Annotated in this window: 29 protein-coding genes; 23 read left to right on the forward strand and 6 right to left on the reverse strand. The window is 52.1% G+C overall.

Features of this window, described 5'->3' with window-relative positions:
- The first annotated feature begins 2 nt into the window (after positions 1–2).
- Positions 3–1,265: a hypothetical protein gene (locus R2I50_RS04815; protein ID WP_316608009.1), complete on the forward strand. Its 1,263-nt coding sequence runs from the start codon at positions 3–5 to the stop codon at positions 1,263–1,265.
- Positions 1,266–1,333: 68 nt separating this feature from the next.
- Here R2I50_RS04815 and R2I50_RS04820 read toward each other — a convergent pair whose 3' ends face one another.
- The gene (locus tag R2I50_RS04820; protein ID WP_316608011.1) at positions 1,334–1,819 is read right to left on the reverse strand and encodes a dCMP deaminase family protein; all 486 of its coding nucleotides are present in this window, start codon (positions 1,817–1,819) and stop codon (positions 1,334–1,336) included.
- Positions 1,820–1,862: 43 nt separating this feature from the next.
- Entirely contained in the window at positions 1,863–2,105 is a 243-nt protein-coding gene (locus R2I50_RS04825; protein ID WP_316608013.1) for an AbrB/MazE/SpoVT family DNA-binding domain-containing protein, read from the reverse strand.
- 163 nt (positions 2,106–2,268) lie between these two features.
- Here R2I50_RS04825 and R2I50_RS04830 point away from each other — a divergent pair, with 163 nt between their 5' ends.
- Positions 2,269–2,850, forward strand: a complete 582-nt coding sequence (locus R2I50_RS04830; protein WP_316608015.1) for a nucleoside recognition domain-containing protein — start codon at positions 2,269–2,271, stop codon at positions 2,848–2,850.
- Positions 2,851–2,858: 8 nt separating this feature from the next.
- Positions 2,859–3,347 (forward strand): nucleoside recognition domain-containing protein, encoded by a 489-nt coding sequence (locus R2I50_RS04835; RefSeq protein ID WP_316608017.1) that lies wholly within the window; start codon positions 2,859–2,861, stop codon positions 3,345–3,347.
- Between the two features lie 19 nt (positions 3,348–3,366).
- Here R2I50_RS04835 and R2I50_RS04840 read toward each other — a convergent pair whose 3' ends face one another.
- Both R2I50_RS04840 and R2I50_RS04845 read right to left on the reverse strand, forming a co-directional pair.
- Positions 3,367–4,311: a zinc-ribbon domain-containing protein gene (locus R2I50_RS04840; RefSeq protein WP_316608018.1), complete on the reverse strand. Its 945-nt coding sequence runs from the start codon at positions 4,309–4,311 to the stop codon at positions 3,367–3,369.
- 124 nt (positions 4,312–4,435) lie between these two features.
- The gene (locus tag R2I50_RS04845) at positions 4,436–5,836 is read right to left on the reverse strand and encodes a spore germination protein (protein ID WP_316608019.1); all 1,401 of its coding nucleotides are present in this window, start codon (positions 5,834–5,836) and stop codon (positions 4,436–4,438) included.
- A 167-nt stretch (positions 5,837–6,003) separates the two neighbouring features.
- Between R2I50_RS04845 and R2I50_RS04850 the strand changes: the two genes are divergently transcribed.
- The 18 genes from R2I50_RS04850 to R2I50_RS04935 are packed head-to-tail and all read left to right on the forward strand — an operon-like array spanning position 6,004 to position 17,095.
- Positions 6,004–6,489: a hypothetical protein gene (locus R2I50_RS04850; protein ID WP_316608020.1), complete on the forward strand. Its 486-nt coding sequence runs from the start codon at positions 6,004–6,006 to the stop codon at positions 6,487–6,489.
- Positions 6,479–7,753 carry a PBSX family phage terminase large subunit gene (locus tag R2I50_RS04855; protein ID WP_316608021.1) on the forward strand — a complete coding sequence of 425 codons (1,275 nt, stop codon included), beginning with the start codon at positions 6,479–6,481 and terminating at the stop codon, positions 7,751–7,753. The genes R2I50_RS04850 and R2I50_RS04855 overlap by 11 nt, the downstream gene beginning before the upstream one ends.
- A 37-nt stretch (positions 7,754–7,790) precedes the next feature.
- Complete coding sequence (locus R2I50_RS04860; RefSeq protein WP_316608023.1) at positions 7,791–8,924, forward strand: serine/threonine protein phosphatase; 1,134 nt, start codon at positions 7,791–7,793, stop codon at positions 8,922–8,924.
- On the forward strand, positions 8,921–9,871 hold the full coding sequence (locus R2I50_RS04865) for a hypothetical protein (protein WP_316608025.1): 951 nt from the start codon (positions 8,921–8,923) through the stop codon (positions 9,869–9,871). Before R2I50_RS04860 ends, R2I50_RS04865 begins: the two co-directional genes overlap by 4 nt.
- 11 nt (positions 9,872–9,882) lie before the next feature.
- A complete protein-coding gene (locus R2I50_RS04870; protein ID WP_316608026.1) occupies positions 9,883–10,212 on the forward strand; it encodes a hypothetical protein in 330 nt (109 codons plus the stop codon).
- 18 nt (positions 10,213–10,230) lie between these two features.
- Positions 10,231–11,238, forward strand: a complete 1,008-nt coding sequence (locus R2I50_RS04875) for a phage major capsid protein (RefSeq protein ID WP_316608027.1) — start codon at positions 10,231–10,233, stop codon at positions 11,236–11,238.
- A gap of 14 nt (positions 11,239–11,252) precedes the next feature.
- Positions 11,253–11,618 carry a hypothetical protein gene (locus R2I50_RS04880; protein WP_316608029.1) on the forward strand — a complete coding sequence of 122 codons (366 nt, stop codon included), beginning with the start codon at positions 11,253–11,255 and terminating at the stop codon, positions 11,616–11,618.
- Positions 11,615–11,974 (forward strand): hypothetical protein, encoded by a 360-nt coding sequence (locus tag R2I50_RS04885; protein WP_316608031.1) that lies wholly within the window; start codon positions 11,615–11,617, stop codon positions 11,972–11,974. The genes R2I50_RS04880 and R2I50_RS04885 overlap by 4 nt, the downstream gene beginning before the upstream one ends.
- A complete protein-coding gene (locus R2I50_RS04890) occupies positions 11,955–12,395 on the forward strand; it encodes a hypothetical protein (RefSeq protein WP_316608033.1) in 441 nt (146 codons plus the stop codon). The genes R2I50_RS04885 and R2I50_RS04890 overlap by 20 nt, the downstream gene beginning before the upstream one ends.
- Entirely contained in the window at positions 12,392–12,772 is a 381-nt protein-coding gene (locus tag R2I50_RS04895) for a hypothetical protein (protein ID WP_316608035.1), read from the forward strand. Before R2I50_RS04890 ends, R2I50_RS04895 begins: the two co-directional genes overlap by 4 nt.
- Entirely contained in the window at positions 12,765–12,893 is a 129-nt protein-coding gene (locus R2I50_RS04900; RefSeq protein WP_316608036.1) for a hypothetical protein, read from the forward strand. Before R2I50_RS04895 ends, R2I50_RS04900 begins: the two co-directional genes overlap by 8 nt.
- The gene (locus tag R2I50_RS04905) at positions 12,890–13,411 is read left to right on the forward strand and encodes a LysM domain-containing protein (protein ID WP_316608038.1); all 522 of its coding nucleotides are present in this window, start codon (positions 12,890–12,892) and stop codon (positions 13,409–13,411) included. Before R2I50_RS04900 ends, R2I50_RS04905 begins: the two co-directional genes overlap by 4 nt.
- Positions 13,405–14,343, forward strand: a complete 939-nt coding sequence (locus tag R2I50_RS04910) for a hypothetical protein (RefSeq protein ID WP_316608040.1) — start codon at positions 13,405–13,407, stop codon at positions 14,341–14,343. Before R2I50_RS04905 ends, R2I50_RS04910 begins: the two co-directional genes overlap by 7 nt.
- The gene (locus R2I50_RS04915; protein WP_316608042.1) at positions 14,334–14,672 is read left to right on the forward strand and encodes a hypothetical protein; all 339 of its coding nucleotides are present in this window, start codon (positions 14,334–14,336) and stop codon (positions 14,670–14,672) included. The genes R2I50_RS04910 and R2I50_RS04915 overlap by 10 nt, the downstream gene beginning before the upstream one ends.
- Positions 14,672–15,016 carry a hypothetical protein gene (locus tag R2I50_RS04920; RefSeq protein ID WP_316608043.1) on the forward strand — a complete coding sequence of 115 codons (345 nt, stop codon included), beginning with the start codon at positions 14,672–14,674 and terminating at the stop codon, positions 15,014–15,016. Before R2I50_RS04915 ends, R2I50_RS04920 begins: the two co-directional genes overlap by 1 nt.
- 13 nt (positions 15,017–15,029) lie before the next feature.
- Complete coding sequence (locus R2I50_RS04925) at positions 15,030–16,061, forward strand: baseplate J/gp47 family protein (protein ID WP_316608045.1); 1,032 nt, start codon at positions 15,030–15,032, stop codon at positions 16,059–16,061.
- Positions 16,058–16,624: a putative phage tail protein gene (locus tag R2I50_RS04930; RefSeq protein ID WP_316608046.1), complete on the forward strand. Its 567-nt coding sequence runs from the start codon at positions 16,058–16,060 to the stop codon at positions 16,622–16,624. Before R2I50_RS04925 ends, R2I50_RS04930 begins: the two co-directional genes overlap by 4 nt.
- A gap of 9 nt (positions 16,625–16,633) precedes the next feature.
- On the forward strand, positions 16,634–17,095 hold the full coding sequence (locus R2I50_RS04935; RefSeq protein WP_316608047.1) for a hypothetical protein: 462 nt from the start codon (positions 16,634–16,636) through the stop codon (positions 17,093–17,095).
- Between the two features lie 64 nt (positions 17,096–17,159).
- On the opposite strand, the gene R2I50_RS04940 is transcribed toward R2I50_RS04935, so the two are convergent.
- Together R2I50_RS04940 and R2I50_RS04945 are read right to left on the reverse strand one after the other, a co-directional pair.
- Positions 17,160–17,954, reverse strand: coding sequence for a hypothetical protein (locus R2I50_RS04940; protein WP_316608048.1), 795 nt, complete (start codon positions 17,952–17,954; stop codon positions 17,160–17,162).
- A gap of 42 nt (positions 17,955–17,996) precedes the next feature.
- A complete protein-coding gene (locus tag R2I50_RS04945; RefSeq protein ID WP_316608050.1) occupies positions 17,997–19,184 on the reverse strand; it encodes a hypothetical protein in 1,188 nt (395 codons plus the stop codon).
- Positions 19,185–19,470: 286 nt separating this feature from the next.
- Between R2I50_RS04945 and R2I50_RS04950 the strand changes: the two genes are divergently transcribed.
- Together R2I50_RS04950 and R2I50_RS04955 are read left to right on the forward strand one after the other, a co-directional pair.
- Entirely contained in the window at positions 19,471–20,529 is a 1,059-nt protein-coding gene (locus tag R2I50_RS04950; protein ID WP_316608051.1) for a stage V sporulation protein AD, read from the forward strand.
- 781 nt (positions 20,530–21,310) lie between these two features.
- Complete coding sequence (locus tag R2I50_RS04955; protein WP_316608053.1) at positions 21,311–22,648, forward strand: clostripain-related cysteine peptidase; 1,338 nt, start codon at positions 21,311–21,313, stop codon at positions 22,646–22,648.
- Positions 22,649–22,734: the final 86 nt, after the last annotated feature.

The raw sequence follows: 22,734 nt of genomic DNA on the forward strand, positions 1-22,734 counted from the left end.
CTATGAAAAAGAAGAAAACCATCACGCGGGGGATCAAGCTTATCGCCTTTGCCCTCGCGGTGATATTGACAACTTACCTCTTGCAGGTGTTTCTGCTCAAGCGCATCGACAACAACTCGCTGCGTATGGATGCGTTCTATCTGGAGGAGAAGGGTTCGCTTGATGCAGTACTGATCGGCGCGAGCGATGTGTACGCCGGTTATTCGGCGCCCTATGCGTATGAGAAGTACGGCTACACGAGCTATCCTTACGCTACTCAGAGCGCTCCGGCGAACATTGTCCTACCTCAGATCAAAGAGGTCATAAAGTATCAGAATCCCAAAATGATTATCGTGGAGATCAACGCGTTCCTGTATAAGGACAGCGAGATTCCATCCGAGGCGAGCAGCCGCATGTTCCTGGATAACATCCCCGACGATGAAATCAAGTTTGGGTATATCCAGCGTTATTTCAGCGCGGATAAACGCCCCGAGTACTTTTTACCGATCATCAAGTATCACGGCTCATGGACGGATTATCCGTGGAAGGTGAAGTTCCTGACCGCGGAGCTCCAGCTGAAGGAGCGCGGTTACTCCCTGTTCCGCGGCTACAAAACCACAGCGAATGAGTTCCATCCCCCGGTCAAGGTCTATAACGACATGCTGGAGACACTCGATGCTACCGCTCCGATGGGCGTCAACGGCGAACGCTGTTTGAGAGAAACGCTTGAGTATCTAAAGGATAAGGATATCCGCAACGTTGTATTCATGCGTTTCCCGCATGTCGTGCGCCGTCACGCGATCGCTCGTTGTGAGCGTACCAACGAGGCGGAGAAGATCATTAAGAGCTACGGCTACGACTTCGTTAATCTCGAGCGTTACAGCGCACGCGAGGGCTTTGATGTTAACAAGGATTTCTACAACTGGGATCATCTGAACGTCTACGGCAGCGAGAAGCTGACCGATTATATCGCGAATATGCTGCTCAACGATTACGGTATGACCAAGGCTGAGCTTACCGACGCACAGAAGGCGGAGTGGGAGGTTTCGGTTGAGTATTATCGCAAGATCTATAACTACAGCGTTGCGATGATGAACAGTCGTAAGAAGCAGGGCAAGACCGGCGACGGCGGAATTACGATCTCGGAGGACGCCGTGAGCATCGATGAGATCAATAAGTATGCCGAGAAGCAGAAGAATAAGGATAGGAATAATACAGCGGAGGATAAGGCGCTCGATCAGCAAGCGATCCAGGATACGCCGGATGACGGCAATGTAGCTGAATAAACATAACTAAATCAATAAGATAAAGCCATCTGCACGGAGAATGCAGATGGCTTTTTGCATAGAAATGATTATTTATTTTTGTTGAAGTCGATGGTGATCGACTCGCGTTGGAGCTGCAGCTGGGTCATACGAACGCCGGCGGCGTCGAGCATCCGCTTGGATGCGATGATCTCAGGCGTGTCGGCATATTTATCATATAGATACACGACTTCGGCGATGCCGGACTGGATGATCGCCTTGGTACACTCGTTGCAGGGGAAGAGGTCAACGTACAGTCTGGCGCCCTCGAGCGATTTGCCGTGCGCGTTAAGGATGGCGTTTAGCTCCGCGTGGACGACGTACTTGTACTTGGTGTCCTCGCCATCGCGATTCCACGGGAAGGTGTCGTCGGAACAGCCGTAGGGGAAACCGTTGTAACCGGTGCTGAGGATTCGCTTCGCCTTATTGACGATGCAGGCGCCGACCTGGGTGTTTGGATCTTTAGAGCGTTTTGCCGCCAAGAGGGCAACGCCCATAAAGTATTCGTCCCATGAGATGTGATCTTCTCGTTTCATAATGACCTCCTTGGAATATTGGATTTATCGCGTGAATATGATATTACAGGGTCTTGAGCTTATCGATGCACTCGGCGCAGACAGGCTTGCCCTGATACTCGGTCAGGTCGTCGCGGTTACCGCAGAAGATACAGCGCATAGCGTATTTCTTCATCACGATCGCACCGGGCTCGGTAAAGAACTCGATGGTATCTCCGGTGTCTATCTCAAATTCTTTGCGCAGCGGCTTGGGGATTACGATACGCCCGAGCTTGTCAATTTTACATACCAGGCCTGCCGGTCTCATAAAGCTCTTCCTTTCCTTAAGTTTTAGGCAGTCGCTGATTAGGCCGAGCTTGGATTAATCATCATCTGCTTATTTTATCAGATTTTACCAAAATAAGGTAAATTTGTCAAGATATATCAAGTTTTTTCTCAAAACAGTGGAAATTGTCAGATAGGAGGATTATATGTCATATTTGTTCGCGGGGATGATCGCGGCTTCTTTCTTTTTTTCACTTTGCACAGGCAGTTTGGGAATGATGGGCACTCTACTGATGGATTCGGCGGGGGAGGCGATCGAGCTGCTGCTGAGTATCAGCGGAATGCTGTGTATGTGGTCGGGTTTTATGCGGGTAGCACAGGACTGCGGACTGATCGAGAAGCTGTCGCGCTTGGCGGCACCAATTCTCAGACGACTTTATCCCGATGTCGATTCAGATTCGAAGGCGTTTCACTATATCTCGATGAATCTCAGCGCGAATCTTTTGGGGCTTGGAAATGCCGCTACGCCAATGGGACTTAATGCTATGAAAGAATTAAAATCCCATCACATCGGGGAAAAAGCGAGCGACAGTATGGTGACCTTCGTGCTGATGAATACCGCTTCTATCCAGCTGATCCCAACGACCGTTGCGGCTCTGAGAAAGAACTACGGCTCCCGCGAGCCCTTTGACATCCTTGTGTGCGTATGGCTGACGTCAATCACGGCGCTGGCGGTGGGACTGTTTTCGTCAAAGCTTTTCGGGAGGTGGTCGCAACGGACGCGGTAGTACCGGTGATGACCGTCGCGCTGTGTATCTATGCGCTTATGTGCCGTGTTGATATCTTTCAAAGCTTTGTAGAGGGCGTGAAGGACGGCATAACGACAGTGAAACTGATCGCGCCGACGATGATCGCGCTATTGATTGCTGTAGGAACGCTGAAGGCGTCGGGCGTGTTCGACCGACTGGCTGAGATGGTAAGACCCGCTGCCGAGGCGGTCGGCTTCCCTGCGGAGCTGGTGCCGATGGGGTTGCTGAGGCCTGTATCGGGCTCAGGCGCAACGGCGCTGTTGACGGGTATCTATGAGAACAACGGTCCGGACAGCTTCGTCGGCAGGTGTGCTTCAGTGATTGCGGGCTCGACCGAGACGACATTCTATGCAGTGACGATGTATTACGGCGCGGCAGGTATCAAAAAAATCCGCCATACGCTGATTTCAGCACTGCTGGCGGATTTTACTGCGATTGTGATGAGCGTCGTCACGGTGGGGTGGCTGATGGGTTGATCGTTCTTGATGATCATTTTCAGCTTTTGTAAAAGATCTGGTCGGGATAGCGTGACTTAACGGTGATGAAGCCGTCACTCAGTTTGAAGGTGTATTCCCAGCCTCCGTGATCCTGTGCGTCGCCGATCTCGGATGCGATCGTACCGTCGGCATTATCGAATTCCATCTCGTAGTCGATATCCATCCAGCTGCCCGACTCACTCTGCTTGTGGAATACGAGGCTTATCCCGCTCTCGGTCACACTGCGGATGATCAGGCTTGCGCCGTTTTCCGCCGTCCATGTGCCAAGCCACGGGGATGAGTCGCTTTCGGCAGACTTTGAATCTTGTTCATATGCTTCGGACAGTACCTTCTGTTCCCATGAGGTATAGGGTTCGGTAGCGGGATAATCGAAGGTGGTATGGTTCTCGTCGATATAGCGGATCATACGGTCATCCTTGAAGTAGAGCCGGTGTTCTTCCGAACCGTCAAAGACGAACGCGAAAATCAGCTTTCCGTTATGATATCGGTAATCCCGCGCGTAATCCCAGCCGTTCTCGCCCTTTGTGAGTTCTCGGCGGGTGTCGTCACTGCCGGGCGTATAGTAGCAGGCGCGGATCCATTCAATCTCTGAATCGATCTCTTCGGGCGTGATCGAGAAGGGCTTTTCGGTGGGGGCGGGTTTGGTCGCCTCAGTTGCTTTCTCCGTAGGCTTTTCCGTTTCTGCTGTCGTCTGCGGCTGTGAATTGGGAGCGACCTTGGGAGCGGGCTTTTGATTATTGGAGAGGAGTAGGATCAGCACTGCGATGCTGATACATAATAATACTGCGATTATAATGAGCACGATCGGAAGGACTTTTCGGTCGTGCTTGGTTGCTTCTTGACCGTTAACGGGCGATTGGGAAATCTGCTTTTGGGGAGCACCGCAACGGGTACAGAACCTTTGATTCTCTTTGATCGGATTGCCGCAGTAAGGACAGTTCATGAATACGCCTCCCCATACTAATCCTTAATAAAAACCTTTATCATCTATTGCGCTATATTTCGTATAGCTTTGTTGGGCTCCTTGACAGGCGCCAGCCTGTCTGCGTCTCCCGATCAAGATATCTTCAATTTTGCTGCATACGTGTACGAATGAGCTTTTTCTTTAGCTCCTGCGGCTTGAAGGGGATAAGGGGATAGAGATAGCTTTTTCCGCTGATTGTCTTATTAGAAGCGAGCAGAGCGATCAGTAGGATGATCCCGATGATGAAGCCCGGTAGGTTGCCGATCGCGGTCGCGGTCAGTAGGATGAAGCGGGCGTACTTGAGCGAATAGCCGAGCTCGTAGTTCGGCTGGCTGTAGTTCGCGATGGTGACGAAGGCGACGTAGAGAGTCGACGCGGTGGTGAACCATCCCGCGTCCACGGCGAACTGACTGAACGCAATCGCGCCGATGATGCCGATCGCCGAGGTGAGGGAGGACGGCGTATGGAGGGCGGCGAGCCTGAGTCCGTCGATACACAGCTCCATGATGATCAGCTGCCAGTAGATCGGCAGGGATGTGGGTTCAATATTCAGCACGAAGCGGAAGATCTCGGGGACGTGCTCGGGATTTTGCAGACAAAGCAGCCACAGAGGGGTTAAAAGAACAGATGCAAGGGTGATCAGGTATCGGGTGACGCGGATGTAGGTACCCGTGATCGGCGGGAAGTAGTAGTCGTCCGCTTCCTCAAGCACATCGAAGATTGAGGTCGGGATCAGGAGCGCCGAGGGGGAGTTGTCGACAAGAATGACGATATTTCCTTTAAGACAGACTGCCGCCGCGACGTCGGGGCGTTCGGTATATTTGATCTTCGGAAAGGGATTGAGCCACTTCTTCTGATAAAGCGCTTCGATCAGGCTCTGCTGATTCATGCTCAGATTCGCGATGTTGAGCCCCTTGATACGGTCGGTGATGTTGTGTAGGAGCTGTTTGTCGACCTTGTTGTCCATATAGCAGATGATGATATCGCTCTTGCTCTCTCTGCCGACAGTCATCGCCTTGGTGATAAAGTGTGATGAACGGATGCGGCGGCGGATCAGCGCGGAGTTGAAGATGACTGTCTCGACAAAGCCGTCCTTACTGCCGCGGAGCACCTTGTCGTCCTCGGGCTCCGAGGTACTGCGCTGGGGATAGGTGCGCATATCGAACGCGATGGCGGACGCAAAGCCCTCCGCCATCATGCACGGGATACCGCTCAATACGTTCTTGACGACCTCGTCGGGATGATCGACGATACTGATCTCGACGTAGGGTACGCAGTGGCGGGTAAATTCTTCGGCGGAGCTGAGATACTCGGGGCGGGTGTTATTGTAGAAGAACTCCATCAGCTTCTCCATGATATCATCCTTGATCAGTCCGTTGATGTAGAAGATGACTGCCTTTTTACCCGCGATGACAATATGACGTTCGATAATGTCGAAGCATTCGTCGGATCGCAGCAGACGGGCGATCAGCTTTCGATTCTGCTCATAATCGGCTGTAAACATTCATTCTCTCCTTTGGCTTTGAATGAGAAAAAGATTATTTTCAAAATTTTCTATTATTTTTTGTACGGTTGCATAGTTTTATGCAACTTTTTTCTTTATGCGGCTATAGGTGATACCGATAATCGTCTGCATCGGTATCATCCATGATGAGGAGGAATGGTAAACAGATGAAACCGAAAGAAAAGGATTTTTGCCGTAGGCTCGCGCTATGTGCCGACCCGATACGGGCGGTGCGTGAGGCGGGCTTCAGACATCCCGAGCAGAGCTTGTGTAAGCTGATGGCACGGGAGGATATCGCCGATGAGATAAAACGTCTGAGCCGTAACATGCGCTCGGTGTACGAGAGTATCTCGATCTGCGGACTGTATAAGTTCGCATACGGCGGTGTGGGCGACGCGCTGATGCTCCTGTACGGCGATTCCTTCACTGCCGATCAGCTCAGGGAGATGGACTTGAGCCGTGTGTCGGAGATCAAGCGCACCGATAAAGGTGTGGAGATCAAGTTTTGTGACCGCGTGAAGGCGGTCGATAAGCTCGGTGAGCTGCTCGGCGGCGGTAATGAGTCCGGAACGGCGGGCGGTCTGCTGGAAGCGATGCGGATGTCCGCGGCGGCGCTCGGCGGCAGAAGCGTGGTGGATGACGGTGAAGTATAAGCCGTTTTCCGAGAAGCAGCTTCGATCCCTCTTCTGGTGGGTCGAGGGCAGCGGTACCGAGCGCTATGACGCGATCATCTGCGACGGCGCCGTTCGCTCCGGCAAGACCTTCTCGCTGTCACTGTCCTTCGTGCTGTGGGCGATGTTCAGCTTTGACAACGCACTGCTGGGCTTTTGCGGCAAGACAATCACGGCGCTCAGACGCAACGTGATCATGCCTCTCTTGCCTTGTCTGCAGGAGCTCGGGCTCGAAGTCAGAGAGAATATCAGCTCGAACCGCATGACGGTGCGCTGCGCGGGAAGGGAAAACACCTTTTTCTTCTTCTCGGGGAAGGACGAGGGCAGCGCGGCGCTGATCCAGGGCGTGACGCTGTCGGGCGTGATGTTCGACGAGGTGGCGCTGATGCCGCGTTCCTTTGTGGAGCAGGCGCTTGCGCGATGCTCGGTGCAGGGCTCGCGGTTCTTCTTCAACTGTAATCCCGAGTATCCGTCCCACTGGTTCTATCGGGAGTGGATACAGAATCGACAGCGTAAGAACGCGCTGTACATCCATTTCAGAATGAGCGATAATCCGTCGCTGTCGCCTGAGATGCTTCGTCGGTATGAGGGCCTGTATTCGGGCGCGTTTTACCGCCGGTTCGTCGAGGGCGAGTGGGTGAGCGTCTCGGGCGCTGTTTATCCTTTCATGGAGGATGGGCGTATGTTCGTATCCCCGCCGACAGAGGCGTGTGAGGAATACTGCGTGTCCTGCGATTACGGCACGGTGAATCCGACTTCGATCGGGCTGTGGGGTCGTATCGGCGAAACGTGGTACCGCCTGCGCGAGTCGTATTATGACGCGCGCAAGGAGGGGAAAAGCCGAACGGATGAGGAGCATTATAATTCCTTGGAAGAATTATGCGGTTCGATCATACCGACAGCGGTGATTGTAGACCCCTCCGCGGCGAGCTTCATCGAGGTGATCGAGCGCCACGGTCGCTACGCGGTAACGCGGGCGGATAACAATGTCATTGACGGTATCCGCAAGACCTCCCAGGCGCTTCGTAACGGCGAGGTTGTGATCTGTAATACCTGTGCCGACGCGATACGTGAGTTTTCTCTTTATCGCTGGGATGAGAATAAGCCCATGGATACGGTCATCAAGCGCGACGATCACGCGATGGATGACATACGCTATTTTGTCAGTTATATAAAGGCGGCGGACGACGGCTTCGGCTGTGCCTCTATACAAAGACGGACGGATAATCTGTTCAGACCGCATTGATCGGTTTGGCGAATACGTCCACAAACAGGAGGAAAGTATGCGATTATTTCCCAAGAAAAATCCCCCCGATACCCCGCAGGTCCAGACCTGTGCGGCGTCGAGGGGCATCATCCCTCCGCTGTTTGCTGCGGATAATCCCGCTGCCGCCCGATTCTACAGGGAGCTGAGGGATCATGTGCCGATCATCGACGCGGCGATCATGAAGCTGATCCGACTTTTAGGCAGCTTTACGGTTGTTTGTAACGATGACAGAGCTCAGCGGATGATGGATGATTTTGTACGGCGTGTGCCGGTAGGTGCGGCGGGTACAGGGTTATACGGCTTTATCTGCGCGTACTTCGACCAGCTGCTGACCTACGGGACGGCGGTGGGTGAGATGGTATGCGACGACGAGGGCTGCGTCAAGGCGCTGTATCATGCGCCTGTCTCAGCCGTGGAGCTGGGCGTCGGCGAAAATCCCCTCGATCTGAAGATCGGGATTCGCGGTGCGGGACTCGTAAAGGAAGCGAAGCATCCCGAGAGGATCCTGCTGACCCTGCTGAATCCCGCGCCCGGTACGGTACACGGAACCTCGATCCTGCAGGGGCTGCCGTTCGTCAGCGAGATCCTGATGAAGATCTTCGACTGCGTGGGACAGAACTTTGAACGTGCGGGGAACGTGCGCTTCGCGGTGACCTACAATCCGCCCGCCGGCGCTTCGACGTTCAATTCCCGTCAGCGGGTCAAGGAGATCGCCGACGAGTGGAGCCGCGCCATGCGTGACAAAAAGCACGTCTGCGACTTCGTATCGGTCGGCGATGTGAGCATCCGCGCAATCGGCGCGGACAGCCAGATCCTGGACTGTGATGTGCCGGTCAGGCATATCCTCGAGCAGATCGTGTCGAAGCTCTCGGTGCCGCCGTTTCTCTTAGGTTTGTCTTGGTCGTCGACGGAACGTATGTCGACGCAGCAGGCGGATATCCTGACGTCGGAGCTCGAGTATTACCGCTCGCTCCTGACGCCGGTCATCGAGAAGATCGCGAGATCCTATCTCTATGCGCAGGGCGTTGATCCCGCCGTCAGCGTAGAGTGGAGCAATATCAGTCTGCAGGATGAAACGGAGCTTGCCGAAGCGCGCCTGAATAATGCGCGTGCGGCACAGCTCGAACAGAGTATGGAGGTGAACGAATGAAAAACGGTCAGGTGATCAAAAGTGCCGTGGAATCGGTATCCGCCGAGGAACTGACGCTGGTAAACGGTTATTCACGCCGTGAGCTTACGGCGGATGAGGTCTATCTCTTCTCAGTTGTATTATGCGATAACGATATCGACCGAGACTGTGAGCGGTTTACCGTGGAATCGCTGTTCGAGCTGGAGAAGCTCTTCGTCGGCAAGACGGGTATTATCGATCATGACCCGACCGCGAAGAATCAGAAGGCGAGGATCATCTCCTGTCGCGTAGAGAGCGTGGACGGTGCTGTGACCGCGCTCGGCGATCAGCTCTTTCGTTTGACGGCGCGCGCTTATATGCGCCGCACCGAGGGCAACCGCGAGCTGATCGAGGCGATCGAGGCGGGGATCGTCAAGGAGGTTTCCGTCGGCTGCAGTATGGGGCATACGCTCTGTTCGATCTGCCGCAACGACATGCACTCTCCGCTGTGCCCGCACCACAAGGGCAGCGAGTATGACGGCGCGCTGTGCTACGGTGAGCTGACCGACCCGCAGGACGCGTATGAATTCAGCTTTGTCGCCGTACCCGCCCAGCGGTCAGCCGGCGTGATCAAAATGATGAAGGAGAAGGATATGAACGAGATCTGTAAGGCGCTCGACTGTGAGCGCGAGGTGACTCTTTCCAAGCCCGAGGCAGATAAGCTCAAGGCGTATATCGCCGGCTTGGAGCAGGACAGCGAATGTGCCGCGGCATATCGCGAGGAGCTGACGGACAAGCTCCGCAAGGCGCTGAGAAAGAAAGGCGTCGAACTCGACTATACCGTAGAGGAGTGTATCCTCAAAAAGCTCAGTGTCAATGAGGCGAAAGCCCTGTATCAGGCACTGGAGAAGAAGGAACAGAAGCTTATGCCGCAGCTCGGCGGCGGTCGCGCCGAGGATGTTCCCGGCAATACGGAATTCAGAATTTAACGGAGGTTATGATGGATATTAATTTCAACGGTTTTAAGGAAAATGTGCTGACCTTTGCGTGTGATAACACCGTGGAGGAGGGCGGTCTCGTGATGATGACCTCTTCCGGTAAGGTGACAAAGGCAGCAGAGAACAGCAACTTCGTCGGCGTATGCGTGGGCGTCAGAGACGGCTATGCCGCTGTACAGCTCGAGGGCTATACCGAGGCTGCAAAGAACGGAACGATCAACGTCGGCTATAACAAGCTTACCGCAGCCGCGGAGGGCGTCAAGACAGGCTCTTCGGGCATCGAAAGACTGGTCATCTACAGCGACGAGAGTACCGTCGGCATCATTCTGTAAGAGGAAAGGACTGATAATATGGCAAAATATGAGAATATTACATTAGAGAAGGGCATGTACCAGAACGGTAAATCACTGACCGAGATCCTCGAAGCGATGGATCCTTCCGAGAACTATCAGGGTACATCCATGGAGGGGCTGGACGCTTTCTCCCGTCAGCTCAAGCGCTTTGATATCAAGGTCAGCGGCAAGGGCTCCGATACGATCGAGAAGTTCTTCGCGACCTCCAACTCCGCGGCGCTGTTCCCCGAGTATGTCAGCCGTGCCGTCAACGCAGGTATCGAGGAAGCGGACGTGCTGGGCGACGTTGTCGCGACTGTCACCAAGATCGACGGCATGGACTATCGCTCCATTTCCTCAGGTTTGACCGAGGACGATAAGAGCCTCAAGCGCGTTGCGGAGGGTGCGTTCATCCCCGTGACCGAGATCAAGACTAACGATAATCTCGTCAAGCTCCATAAGCGCGGCAGAATGCTGGTCAGTTCCTATGAGGCGCTTCGCTTCCAGCGCATCGACCTGTTTACCGTGACTCTGAAGCAGATCGGCGCTTATATCGCAAGAACACAGCTCGCTGACGCGGTCGATGTACTGATCAACGGCGACGGTAACGCCAATCCCTGCGACACGGTGACTCCCGCTGCTGCAGGTAGTCTGAGCTATGCCGACCTGATCGCCATGTGGAGCGCGCTGACTCCCTTCGGTCTGAATACCGTGCTGGCTTCCACAGCTGCGATGAGCGATCTGCTCTCGATGACCGAGATGAAGGACGCAGTCGCCGGTCTGAACTTCCAGGGTACCGGCAAGATGATCACTCCGATGGGTGCTCAGCTCATCCATACTCCCGCACTGAGCGGCAACTCTATCATCGGTCTGGATAAGAACTGCGCGCTCGAGATGGTCGTCGCAGGCGACGTAGCGGTCGACTACGACAAGCTGATCGATCGTCAGCTGGAGCGCGCGACCATCAGCTGTATCGCGGGCTTCGCCAAGATCTACAACGGCGCGGCAAAGAAGCTCAGTTACTAAAGGGGGCGTGACACTTGAGCTTGAAAGGAGTAATCGACCGCTTCACTCTGGTGTCGGGTCTCGAAATGAAGGATGTATCGCGCTATTTGCCGATTATCGAGGATTGCCGTCTGTACTTTGAGGAACGCCTGCATGATGATCTCAGCGAGGCGGATCAGAGGCGTGCCGAGCACGCTTGCGCCGTTTACGCTTTTTATAAGATCAGCATGATGGGCAGTGCCGACGCGCTGAAATCGTTCCGCGTCGGCGACGTACAGATGGAGCCGGAGCCCCTCGGCGCTTATGCCGAGAGACTCTGGGCTGAGGAACGCGAGAGCATCGCGGATATCGTCGATATCGGGAATATCGGAAGCGGGATATTCAGGAGCGTGCGCGTATGAGGATGACAGGTTATCTTAAAAGCGCGCTCAAAAGGTACGGTAACACTGTGCAAATCTGTTATGACGGCAGGGCAAAGGTCAGTAAGGCCTTTGTCCAGCCGCTCAGGCGGCGCCACAGGCTGTATATTAATGATCGCTATATTCCGGCAGGTTATTTCGATAATCGATATCTGCTGTATATCGGATCGCCCGATCTACCGCTTGACGACGGGATGCGTGTGACTTGTAAAAACACGGAATATACGGTTGTGACCTCGGAAATATTTACGGCACATGATGAGGATATTTATGTCTGGGCAATACTGATGCCCGAATCGACAGGTAAGGAGGATTACTATGATGACATTAACGGATAATCGGATCGACGTGCTGATCAGACGTCTCAAGAACAATCAAGCGTTGTCCGAGTTTATCTTCATCTCCGCGTATCCTCCGCGTAAAACGCCGAATCCTATCACGAAATATACGGTCGCCGTCGAGAACCGCGAGGTCAGCAATAAGCGCTTCTTCATCGGTAACCGCGTCGGATTCCGCGAGAAGGGTTATCTGGAACAGGTGAAGCTGCGGCTGAGGGTCTACGCTCCCTCTCGCACCTCCGGCTCGGCGCTTCTGCGTGCATCCTCTATGGTGATGGACGCAGCGGAACGCGAGGACAGTGAGGGCTGGATCCGATCTTTTCTGCTGACCGGAATCGGCTTTGATACCGCGTCGCGTACCGAGTACCGCGATGTGATATTGAAGCTTGAAATCATAACGGAAGAGGGGACAGAGCAATGAGTACGCTGAAAGTCCTTCGCGGCAGAGATATTGAAGCGAAGATCAACAACTCGCCGCTGTTCGGACTGAGCGAGCTGGATGTGACCGATAAACCGAGGCTTCGCTATATCTACGAATACCTGAGTGAAACACCTTATGACGCGATCGGTCAGGGCAACCGCTACCGCATCCGGTTGAAGCTGCTGTCTATGTTCAGTGAGCAGATCCCGATGGACAGATCCTTTTCTCTCTCGCTGAACGACGGCGAATATTTGTATATCTATGAGCAGTGCCGCGTCGTGGAGCGTTATACCGATGTGCAGGGAAATGAGAGCGTAAAAGAAGTGTTTCAGATCGAAGCACAATTTATGAGAGAGCAGGAGATAGACGATGACTGAGTATGAAAAAATATTGCCGGCGGACGACGCGGATGATGACGATATCAGCGATCAGATGGAGCGTGACGCGCGCCGTTACGATATGGCCTACACCGAAGAAGCCGAGGTGAGACTGCGATGAAGAATGCGCCGATACGCTTTGGCGGCGTCAGCCTGCATCATAATCCTCATAAGCTGAGTATCGAGAATGAACATCATATACGTTCGGTCGTCTCGCCGACTGCCTCGCCGGACAGCCTGTACCTGAATCGTATGCCTTGCGTGGTCAGCGGAGAAGGGGAACTGTACGGCTTGGATTGTGTGGAGCAGTATCTCACGTTGGAAAAGCTCTGCCTCGCCCATGAGCGCAGCAAGCTGGTACTGCCTCATATGACGCCGATCTACGCTTATCTTAAAGAACTGAGATTGCTGGCAGAGCCTTTGGAAAATATTCTGACATTTCGATTTGTATTCGTACAAGCGCAGAGTCCCCGCCGGCACGAGTCGTGCGGTATCACTTATGATACGGAAACAGAGGGTGAATCGCTGTGGAATATCGCTTTTCGATACAAGGTTCCGATCGAAAACTTGGTTCGACTGAATCCGCAGATACCGCATATTGATGAACTGAAAAGAGGGGAGAGAGTCAGGCTGTGCTGAGATGTGTATGGAAAGATATCAAAGGGCGTGAGATCATCACGCCCTACCCGCTCACGATGAGTGTCAGCGTGGATGAAAAAGTCCCCGCCGATTCTCTGAATGTTGAGTTCCCGTATGTAGAAACAGATGAGCTCTGTGAGATTACGGTATTAAATGACGATCGGACGGTTTTTCACGGGATTGTCGACGAGGAGGAGAAGGTAATCTATCGGGACGGCGAGTATCTTCGGATTTCGGCGCGCAGCTTGGCGGCGCTTTTGCTTGACAACGAGGCGATGCCGTGCGTATATGATCACCCTACAGCGGGATTTATCTATGAACGCTATGTTGCGCCGTTCGGGATCAGGTGCGCCGATCTCGATGATGCGGTGAGTATCTCGGAACAGACGATTGCGAAGGGAGCATCCTGTTGGAGCGTGCTGAAAAACTTCTGTAACGCCAGTTATGCAACCCCGCCGCGCATTACTTCCGACGGCGTTTTATATATGAAAGGATTGCAGGAGAGGGAGCGGATCCGATTCGGCAAAGGAGGCGTGAGTTATCTGCGTATCAGCGAATTGAACAAACGCAGCGCCGAGCTGTCCGCTGTACGTGTTAAAACGGAGAATCCCGGAAACTACAACCTTTGTGTAAGCAATAAGGACGCACAAAAACGAGGAATCAAACGCGAACGGTATCTGAATGCGCTTCTTTCCGACAGTCCCATGCGTTGCGCTGATATGATGCTCCGTAACGGCGCTGATAAGGCATATTCACTCAAGCTCCGCTGCCTTGGGTGCCTGCTCGGTGCAGAAGGCAGCATTGCTGAACTTGATGACCCGGTATTGGGCGAGCGAACGGAGTTATATGTCAGCTCGCTGCAGTATCGGCTGACTGCTAACGGAGAATATACGGACGTTAGACTGAAAAGGAGAAACAGCTTATGTGGATAAACGAATATATCGCTGCCCGCTCCGGAGAGAAGGAGGAGAGCGTGATCGGCAGGGTCGGCGCGGTGCAGAACGGCCGCGTCGACGTAAGTGCGACAAGGGGGTATCATCACGTTCCGCTGATTTTGCCGGAAGGGGTTGTTTCGATCCCTCGACGCGGCGCGGGAACCGTGGTGGTGCAGAGCTCCGGCGGTGCGGTATGCCCCGGGGTGATCATTCAGCCGCCGTCAAATCTTGAACCCGGCGAACTGATGCTGAGGTCTGCGGGCGGCGCTTCGATCGTACTGAAAAACGACGGTAGGGTGCTGATCAACGGCAGGGAGGTACAATGATGGATGTACGTATCAGCAACGGCGATATCGCAGCGCTTTCCTCAGGCAGTTACGAGTACATATGCGGTATCGAGGAGGCGGTTCAGCGTGTGCGCATCTCTGCGCTGACGGTTCGGGGAGACTTTGTCTATGACCGTGAACTCGGAACGGATTACAGCGGCATCGACAGTTCGGACCCGCTGCTTTGCGAAAAGCTCGATATGGTCATCAAGGAGTCCTGTGCCGATATCTTCGGTACGGATGTTGAGGTGCTGAGATGTGAGAATTGCATTGCGGTTATCCGCGTGATCTACGGCGGACAAGAAACAACTACGGAGGTGGATCTATCTGGAATCCTACAATGATATTTTAGAGAGAATGAAGAGAAAATACCGGGAACTCAGCGGGATCATTCCCGAGAATGAGTCGGATATCATGCTGCGTCTGAGAGTTCTCGCAGGCGAGCTGTATGAACAGGCTGTATATGCTGATTTCATTCGAAGGCAATCCTTTGTCGAGACAGCTCAGGGTACATATCTCGATGGTCATGCCGCTGTGCGCGGAATCAGACGTAAAAACGGAACCAAGGCGGTCGGAGAAGTAGTGTTCTCCGCCGCCGAGCCGGAGCATGATGTGATTACCGTGCCGAGGGGGACTGTCGTATGTACGTCGGAAGACGGTCATCGTTTCGTGACAGACGACGTGACCTATATCCAGAGCGCCGGCAGTACCGCGGCGGTCACGGTGACGGCGGCAGAGATCGGCAGCGATTATAACGCGGCAATTGGTACCGTGGGTGTGATTGTTACGCCGGTCATGGGAGTCGGCAGCGTGACAAATGTGACTGCATTTTACGGCGGAAGCGATAATGAAAGTGACGACGAACTCAGAGAGCGTATCATCAACAGTTATCGTGAAATCTCCAACGGAACGAACGCCGCTTATTATCGTTCGATCGCGATGGCTACGGACGGCGTATATTCAGCAGCGGTTGTCGGCGGTTCAAGAGGCGCAGGTACGGTAGACGTTTATGTCTGCGGTCAGGGGACGCCCTTGGACGAAAATACGCTGACACTTTTACAGGAGAAGTACAATGAAGCGCGTGAGTTAAACGTTGATGTGCAGGTGAAGAGTCCCACGGCGGTGAATGTGAATCTGTATATTGCTCTGAAAGCGGAATCGGGATACAATTCGACCGCGCTTGCAAACACTGTTAAGGAGAGAGTCAGCGAATATATCACGTCGCTCGGTATCGGTCAGGATGTTCTGTTGAGTAACATCGGAGATATCGTTCATCATACAGAGGGTGTTATCGACTATAAGTTTCAGGAATCCTACGGAGGTAATCGTGAGATCGACGACAGCCAGTATCCTGTTCCGGGCAGTATTTTGACAGGGAGCTTATCATGATCTATGAGAGAATGAAAGAGCGCACCGGCACCGCGGGAATCTACTCCGACGACGCAGAGCGCCTGAGTGTCGAAATAAGGGTTTATGCCGAGGAGCTCGAGCGATCGCGCGAAATACTAGACAGACTGCTGCGTGAGCGGTTTGTCACGACAGCGCAGGATGAAGGCCTCGGAGCATATGAACGGTTATTCGACGCAGTGACAGAGGGCAAGACAGTCGAACAGCGGCGCGAGAGTCTTTTGCTGCGTATGTCGCTGCGTGAAGATGACTTTACGCCTGCCGGAATACGCAGAGCACTTGACAGTCTCGGCGTCAGCTATGACCTGAACGAATATCCCGCACAGCGCAGGGTGAATATTACCGTGACATCCGATCATACGCTTAAGGAACAGGCGTTTATTCGCAGTCAGGTCAGCGGAATGGTCCCGGCTCATCTTATCTGTCAATTATCCTTTAATACGTTGACCTGGCAGGAGCTGGACAATATGAACCGTACCTTCAGCTCCATTGACAGTGAGGATCTGACTTGGGATCAGATAGACAACCGACAAAACGAATCATAAGGAGGTAAAATGGCTTCAAGTAATTATACGACAAATCTAAGTTTGTGTGCATGGACGGAGAATGATCGACCTAAGCGTGCGGACTTTGTTTCGGACAATGCGATCATCGACGCACAGCTGGGCGGTCATCTCGCAAACGCGGGTATCCATATGACAGCGGATGAAAAGCAGAAGCTAGCCGCTCCGTTCGTCCTAAAGACCTATTCGGGTTCGGGTGAGAGCAGCCGTACCATCATACTGGATTTTGCGCCGAAGCTCGTCATTATCTATAAGCGCAATACCCCGCCTGTAATGGTTGAAAACGGCGTTACGGTTGTTAACTGCGGCTGTTCCGGTTACGGCGCAAGTGGTACGGGCGGCGTCAGCATCAGCGGCAGTAACGTGACAGTATCTGAAACGGCGGCTGCCTCCGGCTCCCGAATCAGCCTGAATTCAAGCGGAAGTCAGTACACCGTGATCGCTTTCCGATAATCGGCAAGGCACGATCAAAAAAAGAACCTCCCGAGCAATATCGGGAGGTTCTGACGTTATGGGGTTATTTTGCGTGTCTTGCTCTGCGGGGAACATATACCTCATCCGTGTCTGCTTTAGCGGATGCTTTACGCGGACAATAGGTCGCCTCGTCGGCAAAGCGAGAGGTACGGGGCGCCTCGTAGGAGGACTCCCGATACTCGTACTGTTTGTCAGCCTTACGCTGAACAGCAGTTGCAATGATGAAGTAGAGGATACCCAGTACAGAGAGACCGATCAATGCGTAGCCGACATAGATCAGCCAATCATAATGATGCGCATTTTTGTTGGTATCATTTTTGATGGAGGAGAAGTCTGCTACACCTGTGGTTGTCGTAGTCTTTTTCTCATCCAGAGTGATCTCGGTCCACTTGTTAGGAGCGGCTTCCTTATCGCTTATTCCTGTTGAGTCATAGAGCTTTGTCTTGGAGGTGACGGAGCCGGCCGCCTCATCGCTTGCGGAAGGACGATTGACGTTAGCGTCATCGCCGAAGCTGTAGACGAGCGGATCGTCGGTGTTACGATAGTAATCATCGGTCGAGGTGTAACCGCCTGTATTGCCGCTGTCACCGTCAACGCCGGTACTCGTTCCGGAGCCGTCGTCAGGAGTGTAAGGACCGGGATCGGGCTCGATATAGGGATCCGGTTCAACAACAGGGTCGGGGGTAACAGGGTCGGGGGTAACAGGCTCGGGAGTAACGGGTTCGGGAGTAACGGGTTCGACTGCGGGCGGATCATCCGCAAAGGCTACCAGCGTGGAACCTGCGATAATAAACAGCGCGGCAATCACAAGGGATAAGTATTTCAGTGACTTTTTCATTCAATCAACTCCGTTCGGATTAATCGTTAATCAGCGGAAATATTATTTAGTCGCTTCAAACATCGAGGGCTTGTAGTTCTTGCATGCGGAGGAGAGGGCAATACCCGCATCCTTTGCATACTTCTTCATAAGCTCGTCGAACTCATCGGACTTCATCTTTTCAAGTACCGTGTCGCGGTTGCTCTCGGCAGTGGTGTCCGGTGCCGCCTCGTCACCGGTAGCCTCAGCCTTCGGCTCTTCGGTCTTAGTGTAGGCGTCGACTTGCTTTTCGATGGGCTCTCTGTAGATCAGATAGATTTGCTTTGAATCAGCGTCATCTCCGACGGTGATGGTCATTGCCTGACCGTCCTTCATTTCCTTGATAGTCTTCATGACCTCGTCAGTAGCACTGTCGTCGAGAACGGCAACATTCTCGGTATGAGGATCTTCGGTGACGTTGTAAGCTTCCATATACTGCTTGAGAACATCGTCAAAGCTGCCGCCGCCGGAGAGAGTAGAGGCGTAGCCTTCAAAATCCTTCTGGTACTTTGCGATTTCTTCATCGGACAGGGGAGTATCAACTGTCTGAGCGGTATCGCTGCCTTCCTCGGCTCCGTCGGTTGCGGTTGTTGAGGTGTAAAGGTTAGCGGAGAAGTACTTGTAGGAGGTATAGTTCTCGGTGAAATACTTCGCGAGCTCCTCGTCGCTTACCGGAGTGGGGCCTTCAGCGCTGTACTGCTTATGGAACGCAGCATCGCGCATGGTAGAAGCGTTGCTCAGAGCGATCAAAGATTCCATACCGATACCGTACTGCTCGTACTGCTCGCCGTAGCCCTGATCCCAGAAACTCTTGATCTGCTCTTTGGTGTCGGCAACGGCCGCCTCGTCAAGCGTACAACCGAGCTCTTTAGCTTTGTTCATACCGGCGATCGCATCGATCGTCAAATCTTCTGCTTTCTTAATGATCCAATCCTCCGCTACGGCAGTCTCGCCGTCGTCATCGGTGATCTCCATTTTCAGGAAAGACTTCTTTCCGTCGTAGGTGCCTTTCTCGGAATCGTACAGATCAGACTTCTGAGCAAATCCCTGAGCCTGGTTGTAAGCTTGCTGGAGATAAAGGATATATGTGCCGATGGGCAACTCGACGTCGTCTTTCTGGTAGGCGAACTGCTTAGACATGGAGCAGGATGCCGCGGTCAGCGCCATGACCAGCGCCAGAACCACACAGAGGATTTTCGCAAAATTCTTCATTTTAATTACCGTCCTTTGTTTATCTTCATGCGAAGCTGAATATAGTAAACTACCGCATGATAGTATGATTTAACTAATATAATATACATCATTTTTTCTCCTTTGTCTATATTTCGAGCTAAAAAAAACGAATATTCACATTTTGTTATAAAATTAATTCCAAAGCAGAATTATGGTCGTATATAACACTGAATACTATATCTGTGTATTTATGGGGATTTTAGACAGGAATATTTATGTATGAAGTAAGGTCTTTTGCGAACACTAACGCAAAGGGGAGATTTATATGATTAATCAAAACGGAGTCATTTTGTATGAACACCGGCCGCGTATCAGCGCCTTTGCTTCTGTTGTTGGGAAGAAGGAGGCGGAGGGGCCTCTGCGAGATGATTTTGACAAGGCTGTTTATGACAGTTATTTCGGTCAGCAGTCATTCGAACAAGCCGAGACGGAGATGATGCGTACCGCTGTAGAGACGGCACTGGAAAAAGGCGGGTTGATGCATGAGGAGATCGACCTTGCTTTTTGCGGCGATCTGCTGAATCAGTGTGTCGCTTCAAGTTTTGCGATGAGCGGACTCGGGATTCCCTATATCGGGATCTACGGCGCGTGTTCTACGATGGCGTTAGGCCTGATGCTTTCAGCTCTGGCGGTAGACAGCGGAGCTGCCGTACGCGCGGTCTGTGCCGCGTCATCCCATTACTGTACGGCAGAGCGGCAATATCGTATGCCGCTTGAATATGGTTCTCAACGTCCGCCGACGGCACAATGGACAGTGACAGGATCAGGTGCCTGTGTGATAGAAGCAGACAGCAAGCTTCGCAAGCATGAACGCTCTGATACAACTCATCGTCAAACAATTCTCCCGAACGCTCATATGCCGTATATTCACGCCGCGTGTCCGGGCATTATCACTGATTACGCCGTCAGCGACCAGAATAATATGGGAGCCGCTATGGCACCTGCGGCTGCAGATACCATAGCGCGGTATTTACGGGCGACAGGGACGGGTGTGGATGACTATGATGTTATTTTTACCGGAGATTTGGGACGTATCGGAAGCGGGCTTTTGTATGATCTGATGAAGGAAAAGGGTATCGATATCGAGTCGAAGCATCAGGACTGCGGTGTGATGATCTTCGATGAGGAGCAGGATGTACACGCCGGAGGCTCGGGATGCGGCTGCTGTGCGTCTGTTCTGTGCGGACATATTCTGAAAAAAATGTGCCTGCATCGGTATCATAATATCCTATTCATCGCGACCGGTGCTCTGCTCAGTCCGACAACGGTTCTTCAGAAGCAGACGATACCTTCGATCGCACATTTGGTGAATATTAAAATATGATCGGTTGCAGCTATAATTCTAAACTAGAATTATAATCGTTGTCCGTGGATTGCGTGATAATGGACTATATTTCCGAAACAGAATTAAAGCGCAAGGATTATGACAATAATCCTCTTCGTGCCTTGAGGCGATTACTTCGAGGTTAGGGGAGGGTTTTTGTTTTAGAAGTCTACGTTGTAATTGATGCTGTTACCGCTCCGGTGCTTTGAGCGGTGTTGGTTGATTCACAGCTAACGACTGAATGTGCGCCTTGTTAATCTTTTATCTACAGTGATGTCAATAACATTTGTTCATACGATAATACTAATCCTTAATAAAAAGATTTAATCAGATATTAGTGATATATTTCGGATAGCGCGACGGGAGACGCAGACAGGCTGGCGCCTGTCAAGGAGCCCTGTCAAGGAGCCCAACAAAGCTATACGAAATATAGCGCAATAGATGATAAAGGTTTTTATTAAGGATTAGTATAAGTAGGAGCGCGGAAAGAGAGGAACAATCCGAAGGTGATTCCGGAGTCGTGATTTATACTGTTTTTTCGAATAAAACGGAATCAGACACAACAGTTGTTAAGTCGTTCCATTAGAAAATAGTATTACGCTTTTGATTATAGTTTTCTTAGAAGATTGAGAATGAAACAGAAGAAGAACAGAGTATAATTATTATTTGTGATAATAACCAGTATTTCAAAAAAATATAGTCATATTTTGAAAAAGGTTGACATAAATCGACTGATTGTTGTATACTTAATAGCAGATTTTGGTGAATATGGGGATATAATATGAAAAAAGCGCTTGCGTTACTACTGGTTGCGGCTATTCTCGCTTCTTTGGCAGCCTGCGGTGGAGGGAGAGCGGTCGGCGACTCTGCTGCCGCAAACGGAAAAACCACACTGATGATCTATATGATCGGTTCCGATTTGGAGTCAAAAAGCGGCGCTGCGACGGACGATCTGATCGAGATTCAAGACAGCGGGATCGACATCGAAAATAACGAAGTGGTTCTTTGTACCGGAGGAAGCCCCGAGTGGCAGAACGATACCATCGGTAATGATAATAATACGATCCTGACACTCAGCGGTGAAGGCTATGATGTTGAGGAGAAGATGTCTCAGGCTTCGATGGGCGAAGCGAAAACGTTGACCGGTTTTTTGGATTATTGCGTTCAGAAGCATCCGGCTGAGCATTATGCGCTTATTCTCTGGAACCACGGCAACGGTCCCCTGATCGGTTACGGTAAGGATATGTTGTTTGATAACGATTCGTTGACGCTGAGTGAAATGAGTGACGCGCTGGAAAAGTCATCGTTCTCGAAAGACAATCGGCTCGACTGGGTAGGGTTCGACGCTTGTCTGATGGCGTCTGCGGAGCTTTGCTGTGTATGGGCGCCGTACGCGCAATATCTGGTTGCTTCTCAGGAGGTCGAGCCTTCCTTTGGCTGGCAATACAGCTTTTTGAAGGAGCTTGGCAAGCGGGAGCCGGTAAGTCTGATCGGAGATATAACCCAGAATTATCTGAGTACCTGTTTGGATTACTTTAAAGAGAAGAATTATGATGATCGTGATACGACGCTTGCGTGCGTGGATCTCTCTCGTGCGGAAGAGTTGAGCGATGCGGTGAACGACCTTTTTGCGGAAGCTTCAAAGAACGTAGAAAAAAGGTATGATGCGCTTGCAGCGCACAGAGTTGACGCACGCGCACTGGGCAGAGCCAGTACAGGCTCCGAATACGATTTGGTTGATCTATGCGACTTGGCAAAGCAGCTTGAACAGGAATATCCTGATCAATCCAAAAAATTGTCCGGCTTGATCGAAGAGATGGTCATCTCTAATGCTACCAATGCTGAGGGGCTCTCCGGTATGTCCCTTTACTATCCGTTCTATAATAAGAATTACTATGAGAACGAATGGAGTAAGATCTATAGGGATCTGAATGTGTTTCCGGAATATACCGATTATCTTTCGAAGTATGAGAAGATCTGGCTGGGCGAGGATATGCATGAGGATTACGCAAACAGCGAAATACCCGAGTCGGAGTCCGAGAGCAAATATACGCTGCAGCTGACGGACGATCAGGCAAAGCATTTTGCATCTGCTAAATACTATATTTGCGCATTGTAAAATGAAGTTGCAACAATAAAAGAGTCCACAGTGACGATTCTGTAGTAGAATTGAGTTTGCGGAACCAATTCGAAAGGATCATCACT

Source organism: uncultured Ruminococcus sp. (assembly GCA_902785355.1).
GTDB lineage: Bacteria > Bacillota > Clostridia > Oscillospirales > Acutalibacteraceae > Ruminococcoides.